The following is a 17,637-nucleotide window of genomic DNA, read 5'->3' on the forward strand; positions in this document are numbered from 1 at the left end:
GGGATCCCGGGGCCGCCGGGACCGCTCAGACGTACGGCCGCTTGGCGTACGCCTCTCGCAGCGCGGCCAACCCGACCGCCTTCGGGATCAGGGTGCCCCAACCGGAGTTGAAGTAGTTGGTGCGTACGATCCGCGGCCCACGCTCGGCGTTGAGCTGAGCGATCGCTGCCGGCACGGTGGCGATCCAGGCCGCCTGGTTCGGGATCTCCGCCGACCTGACCCCCCACTCCGCGATGATCACGGGACGGGACAGGGCAATCGGGCCGAGATCCGCCACCGCCCAGTCCTTGGTGCGACGGAAGCGGGCCAACGCGGTGTGGCTGGCGTTGGTGCCGTACGCGTTCCACTGGAGATAGTCGAGGCGGGTCATCAGCGACTCCGGGTGCATACGCTGGAAGCAGCCCCGGTCGAAGCCGCCCAGCCCGACCGAGAAGGTCGTCCCGGTGGGCAGGGTCCGTGCCTTGAACCACGTCAGGATGTAGTTCACCGCCTGCACCGCCCTGGCGTCCGACTCGGCCCAGGTGTAGGCCTTGCCGTCCTCGGTGGTCCCGAACTCGTGGTCGGTGTCGAACTCCGAGGCGAGCTGGATGTTCACCCCGAAGCCGAGCGTCCGGTACTGCGACAGGGCGCGGGCGAACAACCCGTCGCACTGCCCGTTGATCACCTGGCCGTACCCGTACGCCCTCGGCCAGGTGGTGCCGGGACGCTGCTGGATGGTCATCGACGGCGCCGGCACCGTGTAGCTGACGCCGTCCACGGCGAAGTTCTGCGGCCCCTGGTTCGGCGCGCCGTAGTGCTTCAACTCCAGGACCATGTTCATCTGCACCCCGGCCTTTCCGAGGCTGGTCAGCCAGGGCCGGTTGTAGCCGGGGAAGGTGTAGCCGTCGGCGAAGCTGCGGTACTGGGTCAGGGACCGGAAGTTGCCGCCGGCCATGTCGGCGGTCGGGTCGGCACCGCCGGACAGGTAGTAGCCCCCCAGCACCGGCTGGCTCAGGCTGTAGTCGGCGGTGGCCGTCGCGGTGTTCCCGGCGGCGTCGCGGACCTGCACGGTGACCCGGGGCATCACGCCACCGCCCGGTAGACGGCCACGGAACCGTTGTCGGACAACCGGGTCCAGGTACGCCCGGAGTTGTCGCTGACGGTCAGGGCGAGTGGGTCGATGATGGCGGTGACCTTCACCGGCGCGCTGCTGTTGCCCTGCGCGTCGGTGACCACGATGGTGACGGTCAGCGGTTTGGTGTCGGCGTCTGAGTAGGTGACGGTCAGCAGCATCTGGTCACCCGGCGCGAAGACGGATGCGTTCAAGGCTGCGGTCGCGGTGGGAGCGGCCATGTCGGGCCCTTTCTGGCTCGGTCGCCGGTTTCGGCGCGCCTTGTGAGCGACACCGGACCGGCGGGGTCCACAGTGCGAAAGGCCGGCGGGGCACGGGGACGGCGGGCACGGCCGGCGACAGGCGTCGCCTGACTGCCGACGGTGCTGACGTCCTTGTCCCGGTGGGCGAAGGCACCGCTGCGGGCGCCCGCAGGGGTGTCGGTGGCAGCCACGGCCTGTGGTGCGCGTGACCGGCACGGCATCTGTGCCGTGACCGCCGCGGCGTTGGGGCCGGGCTGGGTGGGGACGGCACCGGCGCGGACAATGGTGTCCCCGCCGGGCCGGAGGCTCGGGAGGTGGCCCGCCACCCGTCTACCTCCACCTGCCCCCAAGGGTGCTCTACCAGGGGCTTTACCGTCTTGTCCGGTTTGTGACACCGCCGTTGGGCCGGCGGACGGATAGCTTGGTGATCATGGCGGACTGGGAGCTTCGACCGGCTTCGGCGGCGGACGTCGAGGCGGTGGCGGAGTTGCGGGCGGTGGTGCTGCGGGCGGATCTTGAGCGGCTGGGCCGCTACGACGGGCAGCGGGTGCGGCAGCGCCTGCGGGACGGGTTCGCACCGGCGTACACCTGGGTTGTGGAGGTGGGCGGAGCGTTCGCCGGCTGCGTGGCGCTGCGGCCCGCGGCGGACGCCCACTGGCTGGAGCACTTCTACCTGGCCCCGCACCTGCACGGCAGCGGCCTCGGGACGGCCGTGTTGCGCGCGCTGCTGGACTGCTGCGACCGCGACGGCACGATGGTCCGCCTGAACGTGTTGCGGGGCAGCGCCGCCCGACGGTTGTACGAGCGACACGGATTCACCCTGGAGACCGAGGACGCGGTGGACGTGTTCCTGGTCCGCGAACCTCACCGCACCCTGTCAATGTAACGTTGACACGTGACGTCCGAGCTGGCTGCGTTGGCCGAGGTCCAGGCCACCCGTGCCCGCCTCGACGAGCAGGAGCTGGACCTCATCGACCGTGCCCGCCACGACGGCGCGACCTGGGCGCAGATCGCGACGGCCCTGGGTCTCGGCAGCCGACAGGCCGCGGAGCAGCGCCGACAGCGACTGGTGACCGCGCGGTGGTCCCGACGCCAGCATCTCGACCTCCGGTTCGCGCCGCGCATCGCGGCGCTGCGGAACGCGGTGGCCGACCTCGGTCGGTGGATCGCCGCCGATCGCCGCTGGGACACCCGGTTCGGTCGGGCGGCGCTCGTCCGGAGCACCGTGGAGGTCGCCCTGGATGCCGCCCCGGGTTCGCTGTACGCGTTGGCCCTGCATCTCGCCGCCGATCTCGCCGAGGCGGGCGAGGGCCTGCCGGCTCCCGTACGCGCCGCCGCAACGAGGATCGACGCGGCGCTGTCAATGGTTGATTGACAACGCCGGACGAGTATTGCCCGCACCAGACTCAAGAATCAGGATGTGAGTCCTACCGGCTCAACCTGGGGGGCTCATGCGGCGCAACGCGGCACTGTTCGTGGCGATCTCCCTGCTGTCCGGCTTCGGCAGCAGCGCCATGACCCTCGTGGCCGGCATCTGGATCCTCGACCTCACCGGCTCCACCAGCCTCGCGGCCCTCGCCGGGCTCTGCGTGTACGCCCCGGTCCTCGCCGGCCCGTGGTTGGGTGGTCTGCTCGACCGGGCACCCCGGCGACCCCTGGTCATCGCCGTCAACCTCCTGTTGGCCGCCGCGCTGCTGGCGCTCCTCGCGGTACGCGGGCCGGGACAGACCTGGCTCGTCTTCGCCGTCTCGTGCGCCTACGGCGTCAGCTACGTGCTGATCGACGCGGGCGAGTCGGCGCTGCTGCCGTCCGCGCTGTCACCGACGGAACTCGGCGACGTCAACGGGTGGCGCTCCAGCGCGCAGGAGGGCACGAAGCTCGTCGCTCCCCTGGCCGGGGCGGGCCTCTACGCATGGCAGGGCGGTCACGCCGTCGTCGTCCTCAGCGCGGCCACGCCGGTCCTGGTCGCCGCCCTGTACGCGGCGGTACGCCTCAACCGGACTCCACCCGACCACTCCGCACCGCGGCGAGACGGTCTGCGTACCGGATTGTCGGTCCTGTTCGGACAGCGAGTGACCCGGATCCCGGTCACGCTCGCCGCCGTGTCGATCGCCATGTCCGGCTTCACGACCGCGGCCATCTACTCGGTCGTGGTCACGCAGTTGCGCCTACCGACGACGTTTCTGGGGGTGCTGGCCAGCGCGCAGGGCGCCGGTTCCGTTCTCGGTGGGCTGCTCGTCGGCCGGCTGCTCGCCCGACGCGGTCCCGTCGGCGTCGGCGTCGCCGGGACGCTGCTGTTCGCGCTCGGCCTCCTGGCGCGCTGCCTGCCGTGGTGGCCGGTCACGATCGCCGGGGCGCTGGTCGCCGGCGTCGGCCTGCCCTGGACCCTGGTCGCGGCGGTGACCGCCGTGCAGACACACACGCCGTCCGCGCTGCTGGGCCGGGTCTCCGCGACGGCCAACACCGTGATGTTCGGGCCGCTCGTGGTGGCGATCCCCCTCGGCGCGGCGGCCGTCCACCTCGGCGCCCGCCCGCCGCTCGTCGCCGCCGTGGCGACCTGCCTGGCGGCCGTGGCAGTCGCGCACCCCCGCCCACCGGCCCTACGGAACACCCGCCGGACGGCTGGCCGGGATCCCGCGACCGACTGAGGGGCACAGCGTCAATGGCCGCGTATCGGATGGGTTGCCTGGAAGGCCAGCCGGCGGTCCCGTCCGCGGCGATGTGATCGAGGAGTTCGGGACGGGCCGGCGGGTGCCGCTGCCGTCGTCCCCCGCCTGAGCCGATGGGCGCACCGGAGCTGGCCCGCCCGGGCTACGCTCCGCGGCACCACAGAAGGGGGTCCGCCGGTGCGAGTTCGGTTGCGGCACGTCGCGTTGATGCTGATCGGGGCGGTGCTGGTCGGCACGGTCGGCCTGAGCGTGGGGTCCTGGTACGGCGGTCGAGGCGCGGTGCCGTTCGACGTCGAGCGAGCATCGGGTCTGGCGGCCGAACTACTTCCCGGCACCGAGCCAAGCGGGTTGATGACCGTCAACAGACGTGGCTATGTTTTCCTGGCTCCCGACGACTTCGGCGCTGGATACGCGGAATTCCACTACGGCGCCGCGGCCGACTGCGCACACGTCGAGTCGGGGCGCCGTAACGCCAGATCGTCGGGATGGCAAGGCTTTCATCGCGTACCGGGCACGCCCTGTGATGGCTGGCGGGCAGAGCGGGACGGGCTGGTGGTCATGCTCACCCCGGCGGGTCAGGCGGCGAAGCTGACGATCAGGCAGGCCGCGCCCGATGGCTACCTCGCCATGGTGCTCGCCTCCGCCGGCCTTGGTGCCGCAGTGGGTGCGACGCTGTTCTGGCTGGCCGAACGCCGCCGTCGGCCCGTGCCCAGGTTGGCCGCCACCCTGGCGACGATCATCCTCCTCCCGGCCGCCGTTCCCATCTGGCAGGACCTGTTCACGTACGGGCTCGCCGAGCCGGTGTGGCCGGTCTGGCGGGCCCACGCTCCCCTGCTGGTGACGCTGGCGCTCGCGGCGGCTGGGCTGATCGTCTACCGGAGTCGACGGGAGTCTCGCCGCACCTCCGCAGCCACCGCGAGTGCTGTGGCACCGGCGCCGAGTGCGGTTGCCGGCAGGAGCGAGTGATTCGTCGCGACGGGTGGATACTGTCGGACCATGCCGCTCAGTCCGGACGAGGTCGAGCTGTTCGAACACTCCAGGGCCCGCCTGGAGGCGATCGCCTATCGCCTGCTGGGTTCGGCGAGCGACGCCGAGGACGCCGTCCAGGACACGTTCCTGCGCTGGCAGGCCGCCGACCGGGAACGGGTCGAGACTCCCGAGGCGTGGCTGACGAAGGTGCTCACCAACCTGTGCCTCAACCAGCTCACCTCGGCGCGGGCCCGGCGGGAGACCTATGTGGGCACGTGGTTGCCCGAGCCGGTTCTCGCCGGGGACCGGATGCTCGGCCCGCTCGACACCGCCGAACAGCGCGAATCGGTCTCGGTGGCGGTGCTCACCCTCCTGGAGCGGCTGTCCGCCAACGAACGTGTCGTGTACGTGCTGCGGGCGGCCTTCGGCTACTCGCACGGTGAGATCGGCCAGATCCTCGGCCTCACCGAGTCGAACTGCCAGCAGATCTACCGGCGCGCCAAGCAGCACGTCACCGCCGAGCGGGCCCGTGCGGAGGTCGACCAGGCCGCCGCGCGGAAGATCGTCGCGGAGTTCCTCACGGCGGCCCAGCACGGCGAGATCCAGCGGCTGGTCGAGTTGCTGACCGACGACGTGACGAGCACCGGTGACGGTGGAGGCAAGATCCCGGCCCGGACCACGCCGTTCTCCGGCGCACTGGCGGTGGCGAAGTTCCTGCGCGGCCTGTTCAAGCCCGCCGACATCAAGCGGGACCTGATCGGCGGCAGCCCCGCCCTGCACGTCGCCGTCGTCAACGGCAGTCCGGCGGCGGTGGTCGTGATGGACGGCCGGGTCATCGGTGTCATGTCCGTGGAGGTGACGCCCGAGGGGGTGGCCTCCATCCACACCCAGGTCAACCCCGACAAGCTCGTCCGCGCCACCCGTCAGTGGTCCACGGCCGAGCACGGCGAACCCCTCATGCGGGTGTGGTGACCCAGGTCATAGCGGACGCCTGTCAGGAATCACCTCGCTGTCCGGTTCAGGAAGCACCACCGCCGAGACAGGAGTGACACCATGAAGCACCGCATCGTCGTCCTCGGGGCCGGCTACACCGGAGCCATCGCCGCCGGGCGTCTCGCCAAGCGGCTGCACCCCGACGACACCGAGATCACCCTCGTCAACGCCGACGCCGATTTCGTCGAGCGGGTCCGCCTGCACCAACTCGCCACGGGGCAGGACCTCAAACGCCGCCTCCTGAGCGAGGTCTACACCGGCACCGGCGTCACGCTCCGACTGGCGCGGGTCACCGCCGTCGACACCGAGCGCAGGGCCGTCGCGCTCGCCGACGGGCACGGCACCGACGAGATCGCGTACGACACGCTCGTCTACGCCCTCGGCAGCACCGCCGCCGACCATGGCGTTCCCGGCGTCGCGGAGCACGCGTACGACATCGCCGGCAGGCCGTCGGCGCTGCGGTTGCGCGACCGCCTCGACCAGCTCGCGGCCGGCGGGACCGTGCTCGTGGTCGGCGGGGGCCTCACCGGCATCGAGGCGGTCACCGAGATCGCCGAGGCCCGACCGGACCTCGACGTCGCGATCGCCGCCCGTGGCGGCCTCGGTGACTGGCTCAACGAGAAGGCGCAGCAGCACCTGCGGGGAGTCTGCGACCGGCTCGGCATCACCGTGCACGAGCACGCCGACATCGCGCGGGTCGAGGCCACCGGTGCGGTCACCGCCGACGACCGGGTGATCCCGGCCCAGGTGACGGTCTGGACGACCGGCTTCGCCGTCCACCCGATCGCCGCCGCCACGACCCTGGCGGTCGCGGCGACCGGCCAGATCATGGTGGACGCCTCGATGCGCTCGGTCTCACACCCCGAGGTGTACGCGGTGGGCGACGCCGCACTCGCCGACGGCCCCGGCGACAAGCCGCTGCGGATGTCCTGCGCGTCGGGAACGCCGATGGCCTGGCAGGCCGCCGACGCCATCGCCGCGCGGCTGACCGGTCGGGAGAAGTTCGCCAAGGCCCCGCTGCGCTACTTCAACCAGTGCATCAGCCTCGGCCGCCGCGACGGCATCATCCAGTACGTGACCGCCGACGACCGGGCCAGGTCAGGCCTCCTCACCGGCGGGCTGGCGGCTCGCTACAAGGAGTTCGTCTGCAAGGCCGCGGCCTGGCAGATCTCGCTCCCGGTGTTCTACCCGGTGCGGCGCCACCGCATCGTCCCGACCCGATCGGAGAGCCGCACGGCCGCCTTGTGAGACGCGCGCGTGGGCGGCCCCGTCGTGCCGGAACGTGCTCCGCCACCGCTGTGGTGGCAGTTCCCGCACGGCGGGGTCCCCAACCAGGTGATCACCGTGCGCGTGGGCGTGCCGACCCTCTCGGGGCGCTCAGTACCTGACCTCGCCCACGACGACGGGGGACGCCGCGTTCGGTCGGCCGTCGACCGTCGCGCCCGCGAAGGCGAGGCTCGGCGCGAGGTAACGGTTGTTGTCCGCCGGGAAGTTGAGCGCCGGCGTCGACACCTCGTCGAGTCGTGCCGTCTGCTGCGGCGACAACCGGACGTCCACCGCGGTCAGGTTCGTCTTGAGTTGATCGAGACGGCGCGCCCCGATCAGCACCGAGCTGACCCCCGGTCGGGCGCCGACCCAGGCCAGCGCCGCAGCCGCCGGTGTCACCTCGGCGTCGCGCGCGACCTCGTGGAGCACGTCGATCACCTGCCAGTCACGCTCCGCGGGACTGCCCACCAGAGCGGCACGCGTCGTGTCGACCGTGCTGTTCCCACGGACGAACTTGCCGGAGAGCCAGCCGCTCTTGAGCGGGCTCCACGGCAGTACGCCGAGTCCGTGCTCCGCGGCCATCGGGATGAGTTCCCCCTCGACCGTCCGTTCGAGCAACGAGTATTCGAGTTGCATCCCGATCGCCGGCGTCCACCCACGGAAGTGTGCGACGACCTGCGCCTCGGCTGCCTTCCAGGCGGGCAGATCCGACAGGCCCACGTACCGGATCTTGCCGGCCGTGACGAGGTCGTCCAGGGCGCGCAGCGTCTCCTCGACCGGGACGCCCCGGTCCCAGTTGTGCAGCCAGTAGATGTCCAGGTAGTCGGTGCGCAGCCGGCGCAGCGACTCCTCGGCCTGGGCCACCACGGCCTTGCGCCCGGCGCCGCCACCGTTGGGATCGCCGGCGAACAGGTTGCCGAAGAACTTGGAGCCGAGGACGACCCGGTCGCGCAGTCCGGGCCGAGCGGTCAGGTAGTCGCCGATGATCTTCTCGGAGTGCCCGTTGGTGTAGATGTTGGCGGTGTCGATGGAGTTGCCGCCACGTTCCAGGTACTCGGTGATCATCGCCTCGGACTCGTCGACCGGGGCACCCCAGCCGTGGTCCTCGCCGAAGGTCATCGCGCCCAGGGTGTAGGGGCTGATACGCAGGCCAGAGCGGCCCAGTGTGATGAAACTGTCGAGTGGCATGGCTCCAGTGCACACCTGCGGGCCTTCGATCAGGTAGATCAGAACTGGCAGCACGTTGCCCGATCCTGCCAAAGTCGGCAGGATAGGCCCATGAGTGCGCTGCCCGAGATCCGCGACCTGGTGCTGCGCCACGCTGGCCGACCCGCACCGGCCGGCCTCGTCCTGCACCGCAGCGACTCCCCCACCGAGCCGATGCCGTCCCAGTCCGCGCCGGTCTTCGCTCTCGTCGCACAGGGCGCGAAGTACGCGGTACTGGGAGAACGGGTCTTCTCGTACGGTGCCGGGCAGTTCGTCGTCGCGTCGACGGAGCTGCCGGTGATCGCCCACGTCAGCCAGGCCAGCCCCGCCGAGCCGTACCTGGTGCTGGGCCTCGCGCTGCGCCCGCCGCTGATCGCGGAGCTGCTGCTGGAGACCCCGCCGGCGCGAGGCGAGCCGGCGGCGGGCATTGCGGTCAGCGCCGCGAGCGACGACGTGCTCGACGTGGTGGTGCGGCTGCTGAGGCTGCTTGACCGCCCCGACGACCAGCGCGTGTTGTGGGCGGGGGTGGAACGCGAACTCGTCTGGCGGTTGCTGACCAGCGAGCAGGGTGGCACGGTCCGGCAGATCGGGCTGGGTGACGGCAACGTCGTACAGGTCGAGCGGGCGATCCGCTGGATCCGCGAGCATCACGCCGACCTGTTCCGCGTCGAGGACGTCGCGCGCGCGGCCGGGATGAGCGTGACCTCGCTGCACCGCCACTTCCGGGCCGTCACGACCATGACACCCATCCAGTTCCAGAAACTGATCCGGCTCCAGGAGGCACGGGCCCGGCTGCTGGCCGAGCCGGGCGACGTGGCGGCGGTCGGTTTCGCGGTCGGCTACGAGAGCGCGTCGCAGTTCAGCCGCGAGTACCGGCGACTGTTCGGGCTCCCGCCGGGGCAGGACGCGGCTCGCCTGTCCCGGGTCGACCCGGCGCATCTCGCCGACGTGTGAGGACGCCCGACGGCTGGGGCGTGCCTGGTGACGGCGGGGCACAGATTCACCGTGCGGCGCTGGGCGGGCCGGATCTGCGCTGGAGGCCGGCCCGCCCGCAGGTGCGTGCTGCTGTTCGTGCCCGCACCCGAAGCAGTGTCACGAAGCCGGTTACCCGCCGTGGCCCCAACTCAGCGTGCTCAGGATGGGTTCCGTGGCGACTGCGATATCGCCGGCTTGTGCTGGTGCCGCCAGCACACTGACCGACAGCATCGCTCCGACCGCCACTGCGTAGATGACACGACGAATTCGCATGGGCCCTCCTCGATCACAGGTGTTGTTGTCGCCCGAACGGCGGCAGCATTGACGCGTCGTCGGGCTCCCTCGCGGTCACCCCTGGCCGGTATGCCTCGTCGCCCGATGTCGCTGGGCCGGCGTCAGGGGTGGTCGAAACTCAGCGTATTGACGCCGCTACACGCTCGCTACCGTCGATGCCTGTCCCGAACAGCCGGCTGCCTGTCCAGGCTGCTCACGGGCTTGTTCGGACCTGTACGGCTGCCTCTGTTTCCCATACCGCCCGGAGGGGCCGAGCCGTCCTCGGACGACTCGGCCCGCTTCTCGGTGCGTCAGGGTGTGACCCGGGTGGCCCCACTGCCGCCCGGCAGGCCCCCCGCGTCGGTGTCGGTCTCGACCGGCGGCAACGGGGTCGTCCCGAGGACGCGGCCGTCCTCGGCGTACGCGGTGACGGTGGCCGGCTGGTCCGGCGGCACCTCGGTGGTGCCGGCGTTCGACGCGTCGAGGGTGACCGTGGTCGGGGATGCGGCCCCGACCGTCACCGTGACGCGGGCCGCGTCCGGCGGGGCGATCACCCGCACCTGGCCCGTGGGTGGGCGGGTGCCGTCGTCGGCCCGGACCCGCCAGCCGACCGGCCGTCGGTCGACGCCCTCCGCCGGCAGCAGCAGCCGCAGGTCGCTCGACCAGCCGGTCCGCTCGTCGCCGTGCATGGCGTACGCGATCACTCCGCCACCGGCCGGCTGCACGGTGAGCAGCGCGGCGGCCTGGCCGCGCTCGCTGCCCGACCACCGCACGCGCACCGTCGTGCCGGCAGCCGGGACATGGCTGTCCTCGAGTGCCGTCTGGACGAAGGTGCGCAGGGTGGCGTCGTCGAGCGGCTTACCTCGGATCGGTCGGCGGGTGGCAGTGAGCAGGGCGTCCATCTCCGGCCCGGTCGGGTCGACCGCGGCGTACGGGCCACCGCCCAGGCCGCCCTGGAAGAACACCTGGTCGCCGCGGCTGACCCGGACGACCGGTTGGCTCGGCAGCGGTTCGGGAGGCAGGACGGCGAACCCGACTCCTCCACCGTCCGCCCTGGCGACGTCCTGGTATTCCAGGGTCCCCTCCGGCGTGTATCGGGGTTCGCCACTGATCGTCACGGTGGATCCGGCCGGACCGACGACGACCGCGAAACCGGCCCGGTCAGGGTAGGCCTGCATCAGCGTCATCACCGGTTCGTCGTCACCCTCACTGTGGCCGCCGTACCGCATCTGCTGCGCGCCGGCACCGGCCGGACCCACGTACCAGACCAGCGCCTCCCTGGTCAGCAGGCCGAGCCGCAGCGGCACCGCGACCAGCGCGACCCGGTGGCCCGGCTGGTCACTGCCGTAGACCAGACGGATCCGGTCCCGATCGCCGATCTTCCACGCACCCAACGGGGCGTCGATCCGCAGCGGCGGGTCGGTGCTGATGCGCGCCCGGAGGGTGTCCAGCCAGGCCTGATCCGCAGCCAGCGCACCCCGTGGTGGCGCGTCGAGCAGCGCCGTCGGGGTGGCGGCGACCGCGATGCCAGGTGCCCAGCCGGGCAGGGGCACCACGTTGGTCTGCACCCCGACGAGCGCGACCCCGACCGCGGCGGCCAGCGCCGTGCGGATCAGCCGCGTCCGCTGGTGCCGTCGCTCGCGGCGGGCGAACCCGGGCCAGGGGTCCTCGGGTACGTCGACGCCGTGCGCGGCATTCCGCAGCGCGGGACTGAGCGTCGAACTCGCGAAGCTCTCGGTCATGCCAGTTCCTCCTCGAGCCGTACCGGGGACTGAGCGCCGGGTGGGGTGAACTCGCTGCGCAGCCGGGCCAACCCGCGCGACGCCTGGCTCTTCACCGAGCCGACGGAGCAGCCGAGGACCTGGGCGGTGTCCGCCTCACTGAGATCCTCGAAGTAGCGCAACACCAGCACCGCCTGCGTCCTGGGCGGTAACCGCCGCAGCGCGGCGAGCAGCAGTTGGCGCTCCTCCACCTGCGCGTACGCGTCACGCGTCGGCTGGTTGTCGGAGGTCAGCAACGGCACCTCCAACGGCCGTCGCCGACGCCGCCAGGAGATCGCCGTGTTGACCATCGCCCGGCGTACGTAGACCTCGGGGGCGTCCCTGCGCAGCACCCGCCCCCAGCGCCGGTGGGTCTTCTCCAACGCCGACTGCGCCAGGTCCTCGGCTGTCCCCCGGTCACCGGTCAACAGGTAGGCCGTTCGGAGCAGCGATCCCCACTGTCGTTGGACGAACAGCCGGAACTGTTCGTCGTCCTCGTGCCGACTCACGCCACCTCCAGGTCGCGCCCGCCTCGCGTCTACGTGCGGACGCAGAGTGAGACGCGACCCGCGGCGCCTGAGGTTGAGTCGAGAATCGCACGGAGGATCCCGCCCCACCCCGACCGGTGACGTCGACGCGGAACGGGATCCCCCGACTCCGGCGATCATGGAGTTGTGGTGCCTGATTTGAGGTTTTAGCAGCTATTTTGTCCTCGACCACAACTGCATGATCGGCGGTGCAGGCCTTTAGAACCCGTCCCACTGGCGGGCCGAGCACTTCCAGGTCTTCCCGCCGTCCTGCGAGATGCAGACCACCAGGAGCGTCCCGAGGAAGGGAACTCGGACGGTGAAGATGTGGGCCTTGGTCTTCGCGTACACGACGCCGGAGTTCTCGGCGATGTCGGCCAACGCCCACCCCGGGTCCGGTCCTTCCACCGTCGCCACCCGGCGCAGCGAGTCGACGTCCTTGCCGTCGAGGAGCATCTCGACGTCCTTCGCCGAGGGCTCGCCGTCGCCGACCAGGGTCTCCACGGCGGACGGCCCGTCCACCGTGACTCCGCTGGCCTTCTCGAAGGCCGCCTTCGTCCCGCCGATCGTGGTGTCGCCGGCAAGGTCGAGGGTGAGGATCAGTTCGCCCGTCCGGCTGGACAACAGGCATTCCCAGACGGACTTGCCCGACGCGACGCACATGGTCAGGCACCAGTTCCGACCGCCGGGCACCGACGAGGCGAAGATCAGTGACGTGGTCGCCGTCCCGCTGTCACCCTTGCCGTCGTACGCGCCGTCGGCCAGGTCGGCCATGGTCGTGCCGAGGATGTCCCGGCCGCCCGGCATCGTGCCCACGACCTTGACCCCGTCGACCTTCTCACCGGCGACGAGCGCCGCAAGCTGGTCGCCGGTGAGGTTCCGGCCTCCAGCGTCGACGGCCAGCACCCTGTCCAGGTCGCCGACGGGCTGGCCGGTCAGGTCCTCGAACTGTTGAAGCATCGTCTGAGGCGCACCGGGATGGTCGGTGACCGTCGTCCGGGCCTCACCCTCGGCGGCCTGCGACGGAGCGTACGAAGCTGTCAGCCCGACGATCAGGGCCGTGGCGATGATGGTGACACGCCTGGTGATGTCCCGCAGAGCTGTCATCCTGTCCTCATCTCAGTGTCTGGCAACGCTGTCTCGGTGAACGCTCTCGGTGGGGTCGTACGGGCTACCAGCGACACGTGACCAGGTCGCCGACGTCGTTCGGGGACCCCCAGTCGCAGTGGTCGTCGATCCACTCGCCGACGTCGCTGATCGTGTCGACGATCCACGCGAAGACCGACTTGATCGCGCCCCAGAGGCTGAAGTAGACGACGGTCGTCTCGGGGGTGCCGCCGGCCTCGTCGATGACGTCCTTCGTCGACATGGCGGCGTTCGGCTTCTCGATGACGCCCAGCACTCGTACGCCGGTGTCGTCCTTGCCGGCCAGCAGCGCCTCGACCTGCTCCGGGGTCCGCTCCTTGCCGTCGTCGACCGCCACGATGGCACGGTCGATCAGCACCTCCCGGCTGCCGCTGACGGCCTGGGCGATGCCGGCGATCTCCCCCACCGTGAGGTCGTTGCCGAGCGCGGGGCCGGTGAACCGCCGGACCGAGACGGCACCGGCCGGGTCGATCTGGATCTCGCCGGCCGTGATCCTGTCGTCCGTGTCGAACGGTTCCCAGGCGAACGTCCACTGCCCGCCCTCGCAGCGGAACCGGCCGTGCTCCCGGCCCTCAGGCTCGCTCTCGGTGCGGACGATCCCGCCGCGGTCGTCGACATGCTGGACCACGCAGTCGGTGCCCTTGGTCGGCGGCTTGTCGGTCTGGGCCACGGCTGCGGAGGACATGGCCAGCACCGTCGCGCTGACCACCCCCATGACCGCGAGGCGGTGTGCCGAACGCTTCATCGAATGCTCCACTCCTCGGAAAAGAAACTGGTGTCCGAAGAGTGGCGGGCCGCGCTGAAGCGGCCCGGAAACGGCGCTGAAAGCGGGGGTACGTCAGTGGAGTCGACTGGCGTCGAGCTGTGCCAGGTCGGCACGGATCGCGTCGGCGTCGGCATCGCCCAGCTCGTCGAGGATGCTCAGGGCCCGGCGCCACGCCACCCGGGTCGCACCGAGATCGGCGAGGGCCCGGTGGCTGCCGCCGAGGTTGACGTACGTGCTCGCCTCGGCGTACCGGTCGTTGACCTGTGTGAAGAGGTCGAGTGCGTGCCGGTAGCAGGCGATGGCCCGCCGGTCGTCGCCGAGCTGGTGGTGGGCGTGCCCGAGGCTGTCCCACGTGTCGGCCTGTCCCTGCACGTCGTCCACCTCCTGCAACTTTCGCAGCGCCTCGCCGCACGACTCCAGGGCACGGTCGTAGTTGCCGAGCAGCCCTTCCTGCCAACCGACCGCGTTGAGGGTGTACCCCTGCCCGGCCTCGTTTCCGGCCCGCCGGAACAGGGTCAGCGCGCGTCGGGAATGGTCGAGTGCATGGTGGTGCTGCCCCTGTCGCTCCGCCAACTGGCCAAGGTTGAGGCAGGTGTGCGCCCGCCCGGCGTCGTCGCCGACCTCGGTGAACAGGTCGAACGCGCGCCGCAGGTGGTCGTCGGCCTCGTCGTACCGTCGAAGCCGGGAGCAGGCGAGACCGAGGCTGCGGTGCGCGTGGCCCTGCCCGGTCTGATCGCCGATGCGGGACGCGGCGGCCAGCGCGATGCGTTGCGTGCCCAGCCAGTCCTGCCAGTGCCCCTGCCGGTGCAGGAAGCCGGCCATGGCCCAGGCGAGCCGCCAGGCGTGGCCCTCGAACCCGGCCCGGGCCGCCAGCGGCACGGCCGCCAGCAGGACGGGAACCTCGGCGCCGAGCCACGCCGTGGCGGTCAGCTTGTTCCTGGGCCGCTCCGGTGTCACGCCCGCTCGCGGTGGCGGGAGGCTGATGTCGCTGAAGTGCGGGTGCAGTGCCAGGTCGGCCGCGTGTGCGGTGTGCAGGCAGTGGTCGAGCAGTCGGTGGATGGCGGCCTGGCGGTCGGCCGGTGGCTCAGCATCGTCGGCGAGGCTGGCGGCGTACGCGCGCAGCAGGTCGTGGAACGCGTAGCGCCCGTAGGTGTGCTCGGTCAGGAGGTTCGCCCGGGTCAGCTCGGTCAGCAGGGGACCGCTCGCCTGCGGGGTGATCCCGGCCAGGCTGGCCACGGCGGGGACGGAGACGTCCGGGCCGGGATGCAGGCTCAGCAGCCGGAACAGCCGGACCGCGGGTGGGCTGAGCGTCCGGCAGGACCAGGAGAAGACCGCCCGGACGTCGGTGGCCTCGTCACCGCCGTGGAAGGCGTCCAGATCGCCCAGCTCACCGGCGACCGCCGCCAACGAGAAGTGCCGGTTGGTGGCGGCTCTGGCCGCGACGATGGCCAGGGCGATGGGCAGTCGCGCGCACCGGTCGGCGATGTCGTCGGCCGCGCCGGGTTCGGCGGCGATCTGGCCCGCCCCGAGCCGGCGGGCCAGCATGTCGCGGGCTTCGCCAGGGCTCAGCAGGCCCAGAGGCACCGGTTGGGCGCTCTCGGTGACGACCAGCGGGAGAAGCTGGTCGCGGCTGGTGACGATCGCGAGACAGTCGGGTGAGCCGGGCAGCAGCGGCCGGACCTGCTCCGCGTCGCGCGCGTTGTCCAGCACCACCAGCAGACGCTTGCCGGCCACCGTCGTGCGGTACAGGCTCACCATCAGGTCCGGGTCGCTCGGCATCCGTGCCACCGGAACGCCGAGCGCCTCCAGGAACCCGTGCAGCGCTCGCGCCGGGTCGGTCGGTGTCGCCGCCGGGTCGAAGCCGCGCAGGTTGACGTAGAGCTGCCCGTCGGGGAAGCGCTCGGCCGCCCGGTGGGCCCAGTGCACGGCGAGCGCGGTCTTGCCGACGCCCGCGGTGCCGGACACCACCACGGCGCCGCCCCGGTCGACCAGCGCGTCGAGGGCGGCCAGCTCCGCGTCGCGCCCGGTGAACGTCGGTACGGGAGGAGGCAGTTGCGCCGCCACCGGAGGTGGTGCCACCACGGCCGGGGTGGGTGCGGCGATGGCGGCGTCCTGGCGCAGGATGGCGCACTCCAGATCCCGGAGCCGGGGGCTCGGGTCGATGCCCAGGTTCTCCCGGAGGGCGTCGCGCAGCCGTCGGTACGTGGCGACCGCCTCGCCCTGCCGGCCGTCGCGGTACAGGGCGAGCATCAACTGCGCGTGCAGGTGCTCGTCGAGGGGGTGTTGCCGGACGAGCCGTTCCAACCCGGGGACGAGCCGCGCGTGCTCGCCGACGGACAGCCGGGCCTCGGCGAGCGCTCGTTCGGCCTCCAACCGCAGGCGAGCCAGATGTTCTGCCTGCTCCTCAAGCCAGGCGGACCCGGCCACGTCGGCCAACGGGGGCCCCCGCCACAACGCCACCGCAGCCGTCAGGTGAGTCACCTGCTCGCTCCGGTCCGGCGAGCGCCGGGCCAGTTCGAGGAGGTGCTCGGCGGCCTGGACATCCGTGGACTCCGGCCCGGTGTTGAGCACGTAACCGGGCTGACGCGCCACGATCGATCCGGGCTCGCCGAGCACTCCGCGCAGGTAGGAGACGTGGCGTTGCAGCGTGTTCGCCGCGGTGGCGGGCAACTGCTCACCCCAGACCACGTCGAGGAGCCGGTCCACGCTCACCACCCGGCCCACGTGCAGCGCCAACGTCGCCAGCACCGCCTTGCGGCGCACGCCGTTCACCGCCTGCGCGGCGTCGGCGACGACCACCTCCACCGGCCCGAGCAGCCTGACGCGTACGCCCGTGCCAGCCGTCGACATCACCGGATCAGGCTAGATCCGCAGCCCGGCAACCTCGATCCGATCGTCGCGCAATGGACACGATCAACGGCTGAGCTGCCCCGTCAGCCGGTGTACTTGCCGTTGCGGGTGTCCCCCGACGTGCCGTCGTAGAGCACCTTGCGGTAGCGGTGCACCGAGCCCTTCTTGACCGCCTGCCAGTGGCCGAACGCCACCTCGTAGTCGTGGTGCTTGTAGTAGTCACCGAACGACTTGTAGTAGATCCGGTGCCGGGCGTACCCGCCGCAGTTGGCCAGGTAGCTGTAGGAGTACATCTTCATTCCGCCGAAGTCCGACGAGTAGTACGTCTTCGCCGGGTGCCACACCGACGTCGGGTTCGGGTAGCCGGGCAGTTCGGCCCAGTTGTACGAGTTCCAGTACAGGTCCCAGCAGGTCATCGCCGCCGCGGTGGACATCGCGCTCGACGTCGGCGCCACCAGATCGTCGGCGACCACCGGGGACGCCACGACGGTCCGGTAGGCCAGCTCCGGTGGGGTCGGCGTGCCGGCCGGCGGTTCCGACAGCAGCACCCGCGGCACCGGCACGGACCTGGGCGTGATGCTCAGGTACGTCTGCAACATGCTCTGCTTGTCGTCGTACGCCAGGGGCGCGTTGCGGCCCATCTCGCCGTCCTGACGAAGACCCCAGTCGCCGGACACCTCGTCGCGGGAGAACACCACCCGCACACCGTTGCGGTAGCCCAGCCGCGCCAGCTCGACGTCGCGGTCCACGGGCTCGTCGGCGTACACCCCGGGGTCGGCCCCACCGGCGGCGCTGGCCGGCGCGGCGTTCCACGCGGTCAGCGTCGGCAGGACGACCAGCACCGCGAGCAGTGCGCGTCCCGACAGCACTCTTGCCATCACAAC

General features: G+C 71.4%; 16 protein-coding genes. 7 read left to right on the forward strand and 9 right to left on the reverse strand.

Annotated features, from left to right (window positions below):
• Positions 1-25 precede the first annotated feature (25 nt).
• Together LADH09A_RS30295 and LADH09A_RS30300 are read right to left on the reverse strand one after the other, a co-directional pair.
• Positions 26-1,063 (reverse strand): hypothetical protein, encoded by a 1,038-nt coding sequence (locus LADH09A_RS30295; protein WP_238649087.1) that lies wholly within the window; start codon positions 1,061-1,063, stop codon positions 26-28.
• The gene (locus LADH09A_RS30300; protein ID WP_238649088.1) at positions 1,063-1,332 is read right to left on the reverse strand and encodes a hypothetical protein; all 270 of its coding nucleotides are present in this window, start codon (positions 1,330-1,332) and stop codon (positions 1,063-1,065) included. Before LADH09A_RS30300 ends, LADH09A_RS30295 begins: the two co-directional genes overlap by 1 nt.
• Positions 1,333-1,783: 451 nt before the next feature.
• Between LADH09A_RS30300 and LADH09A_RS30305 the strand changes: the two genes are divergently transcribed.
• The 6 genes from LADH09A_RS30305 to LADH09A_RS30330 all read left to right on the forward strand — a co-directional run bounded on the left by LADH09A_RS30305 (position 1,784) and on the right by LADH09A_RS30330 (position 7,232).
• The gene (locus LADH09A_RS30305; protein WP_274530395.1) at positions 1,784-2,239 is read left to right on the forward strand and encodes a GNAT family N-acetyltransferase; all 456 of its coding nucleotides are present in this window, start codon (positions 1,784-1,786) and stop codon (positions 2,237-2,239) included.
• A 9-nt stretch (positions 2,240-2,248) separates the two neighbouring features.
• Positions 2,249-2,728: a hypothetical protein gene (locus LADH09A_RS30310; RefSeq protein ID WP_238649090.1), complete on the forward strand. Its 480-nt coding sequence runs from the start codon at positions 2,249-2,251 to the stop codon at positions 2,726-2,728.
• 76 nt (positions 2,729-2,804) lie between these two features.
• The gene (locus tag LADH09A_RS30315; RefSeq protein ID WP_238649091.1) at positions 2,805-4,001 is read left to right on the forward strand and encodes an MFS transporter; all 1,197 of its coding nucleotides are present in this window, start codon (positions 2,805-2,807) and stop codon (positions 3,999-4,001) included.
• Between the two features lie 198 nt (positions 4,002-4,199).
• Complete coding sequence (locus LADH09A_RS30320; protein WP_238649092.1) at positions 4,200-4,988, forward strand: hypothetical protein; 789 nt, start codon at positions 4,200-4,202, stop codon at positions 4,986-4,988.
• A gap of 30 nt (positions 4,989-5,018) precedes the next feature.
• Complete coding sequence (locus tag LADH09A_RS30325; RefSeq protein ID WP_238649093.1) at positions 5,019-5,963, forward strand: RNA polymerase sigma-70 factor; 945 nt, start codon at positions 5,019-5,021, stop codon at positions 5,961-5,963.
• Between the two features lie 81 nt (positions 5,964-6,044).
• Positions 6,045-7,232, forward strand: a complete 1,188-nt coding sequence (locus tag LADH09A_RS30330) for an NAD(P)/FAD-dependent oxidoreductase (protein ID WP_238649094.1) — start codon at positions 6,045-6,047, stop codon at positions 7,230-7,232.
• Positions 7,233-7,361: 129 nt separating this feature from the next.
• On the opposite strand, the gene LADH09A_RS30335 is transcribed toward LADH09A_RS30330, so the two are convergent.
• Positions 7,362-8,438, reverse strand: coding sequence for an aldo/keto reductase (locus tag LADH09A_RS30335; RefSeq protein ID WP_238649095.1), 1,077 nt, complete (start codon positions 8,436-8,438; stop codon positions 7,362-7,364).
• Between the two features lie 90 nt (positions 8,439-8,528).
• On the opposite strand from LADH09A_RS30335, the gene LADH09A_RS30340 reads away from it, so the two are divergent.
• Positions 8,529-9,410, forward strand: a complete 882-nt coding sequence (locus LADH09A_RS30340) for an AraC family transcriptional regulator (protein ID WP_238649096.1) — start codon at positions 8,529-8,531, stop codon at positions 9,408-9,410.
• Positions 9,411-10,015: 605 nt separating this feature from the next.
• Here the strand turns inward: LADH09A_RS30340 and LADH09A_RS30345 are convergent.
• The 6 genes from LADH09A_RS30345 to LADH09A_RS30370 all read right to left on the reverse strand — a co-directional run bounded on the left by LADH09A_RS30345 (position 10,016) and on the right by LADH09A_RS30370 (position 17,631).
• Entirely contained in the window at positions 10,016-11,446 is a 1,431-nt protein-coding gene (locus LADH09A_RS30345; RefSeq protein ID WP_238649097.1) for a hypothetical protein, read from the reverse strand.
• Positions 11,443-11,973 (reverse strand): SigE family RNA polymerase sigma factor, encoded by a 531-nt coding sequence (locus LADH09A_RS30350; protein WP_238649098.1) that lies wholly within the window; start codon positions 11,971-11,973, stop codon positions 11,443-11,445. Before LADH09A_RS30350 ends, LADH09A_RS30345 begins: the two co-directional genes overlap by 4 nt.
• Positions 11,974-12,210: 237 nt before the next feature.
• Positions 12,211-13,098, reverse strand: coding sequence for a hypothetical protein (locus LADH09A_RS30355; protein WP_238649099.1), 888 nt, complete (start codon positions 13,096-13,098; stop codon positions 12,211-12,213).
• A gap of 64 nt (positions 13,099-13,162) precedes the next feature.
• Complete coding sequence (locus LADH09A_RS30360) at positions 13,163-13,882, reverse strand: hypothetical protein (protein ID WP_238649100.1); 720 nt, start codon at positions 13,880-13,882, stop codon at positions 13,163-13,165.
• Positions 13,883-13,975: 93 nt separating this feature from the next.
• Positions 13,976-16,753: an AfsR/SARP family transcriptional regulator gene (locus LADH09A_RS30365; protein WP_238649124.1), complete on the reverse strand. Its 2,778-nt coding sequence runs from the start codon at positions 16,751-16,753 to the stop codon at positions 13,976-13,978.
• 83 nt (positions 16,754-16,836) lie between these two features.
• Positions 16,837-17,631: a hypothetical protein gene (locus LADH09A_RS30370; protein ID WP_238649101.1), complete on the reverse strand. Its 795-nt coding sequence runs from the start codon at positions 17,629-17,631 to the stop codon at positions 16,837-16,839.
• Positions 17,632-17,637 lie beyond the last annotated feature (6 nt).

The sequence above is a fragment of the Micromonospora cabrerizensis genome (assembly GCF_022230955.1).
In the GTDB taxonomy this organism is placed as follows: Bacteria; Actinomycetota; Actinomycetes; order Mycobacteriales; family Micromonosporaceae; genus Micromonospora; species Micromonospora cabrerizensis.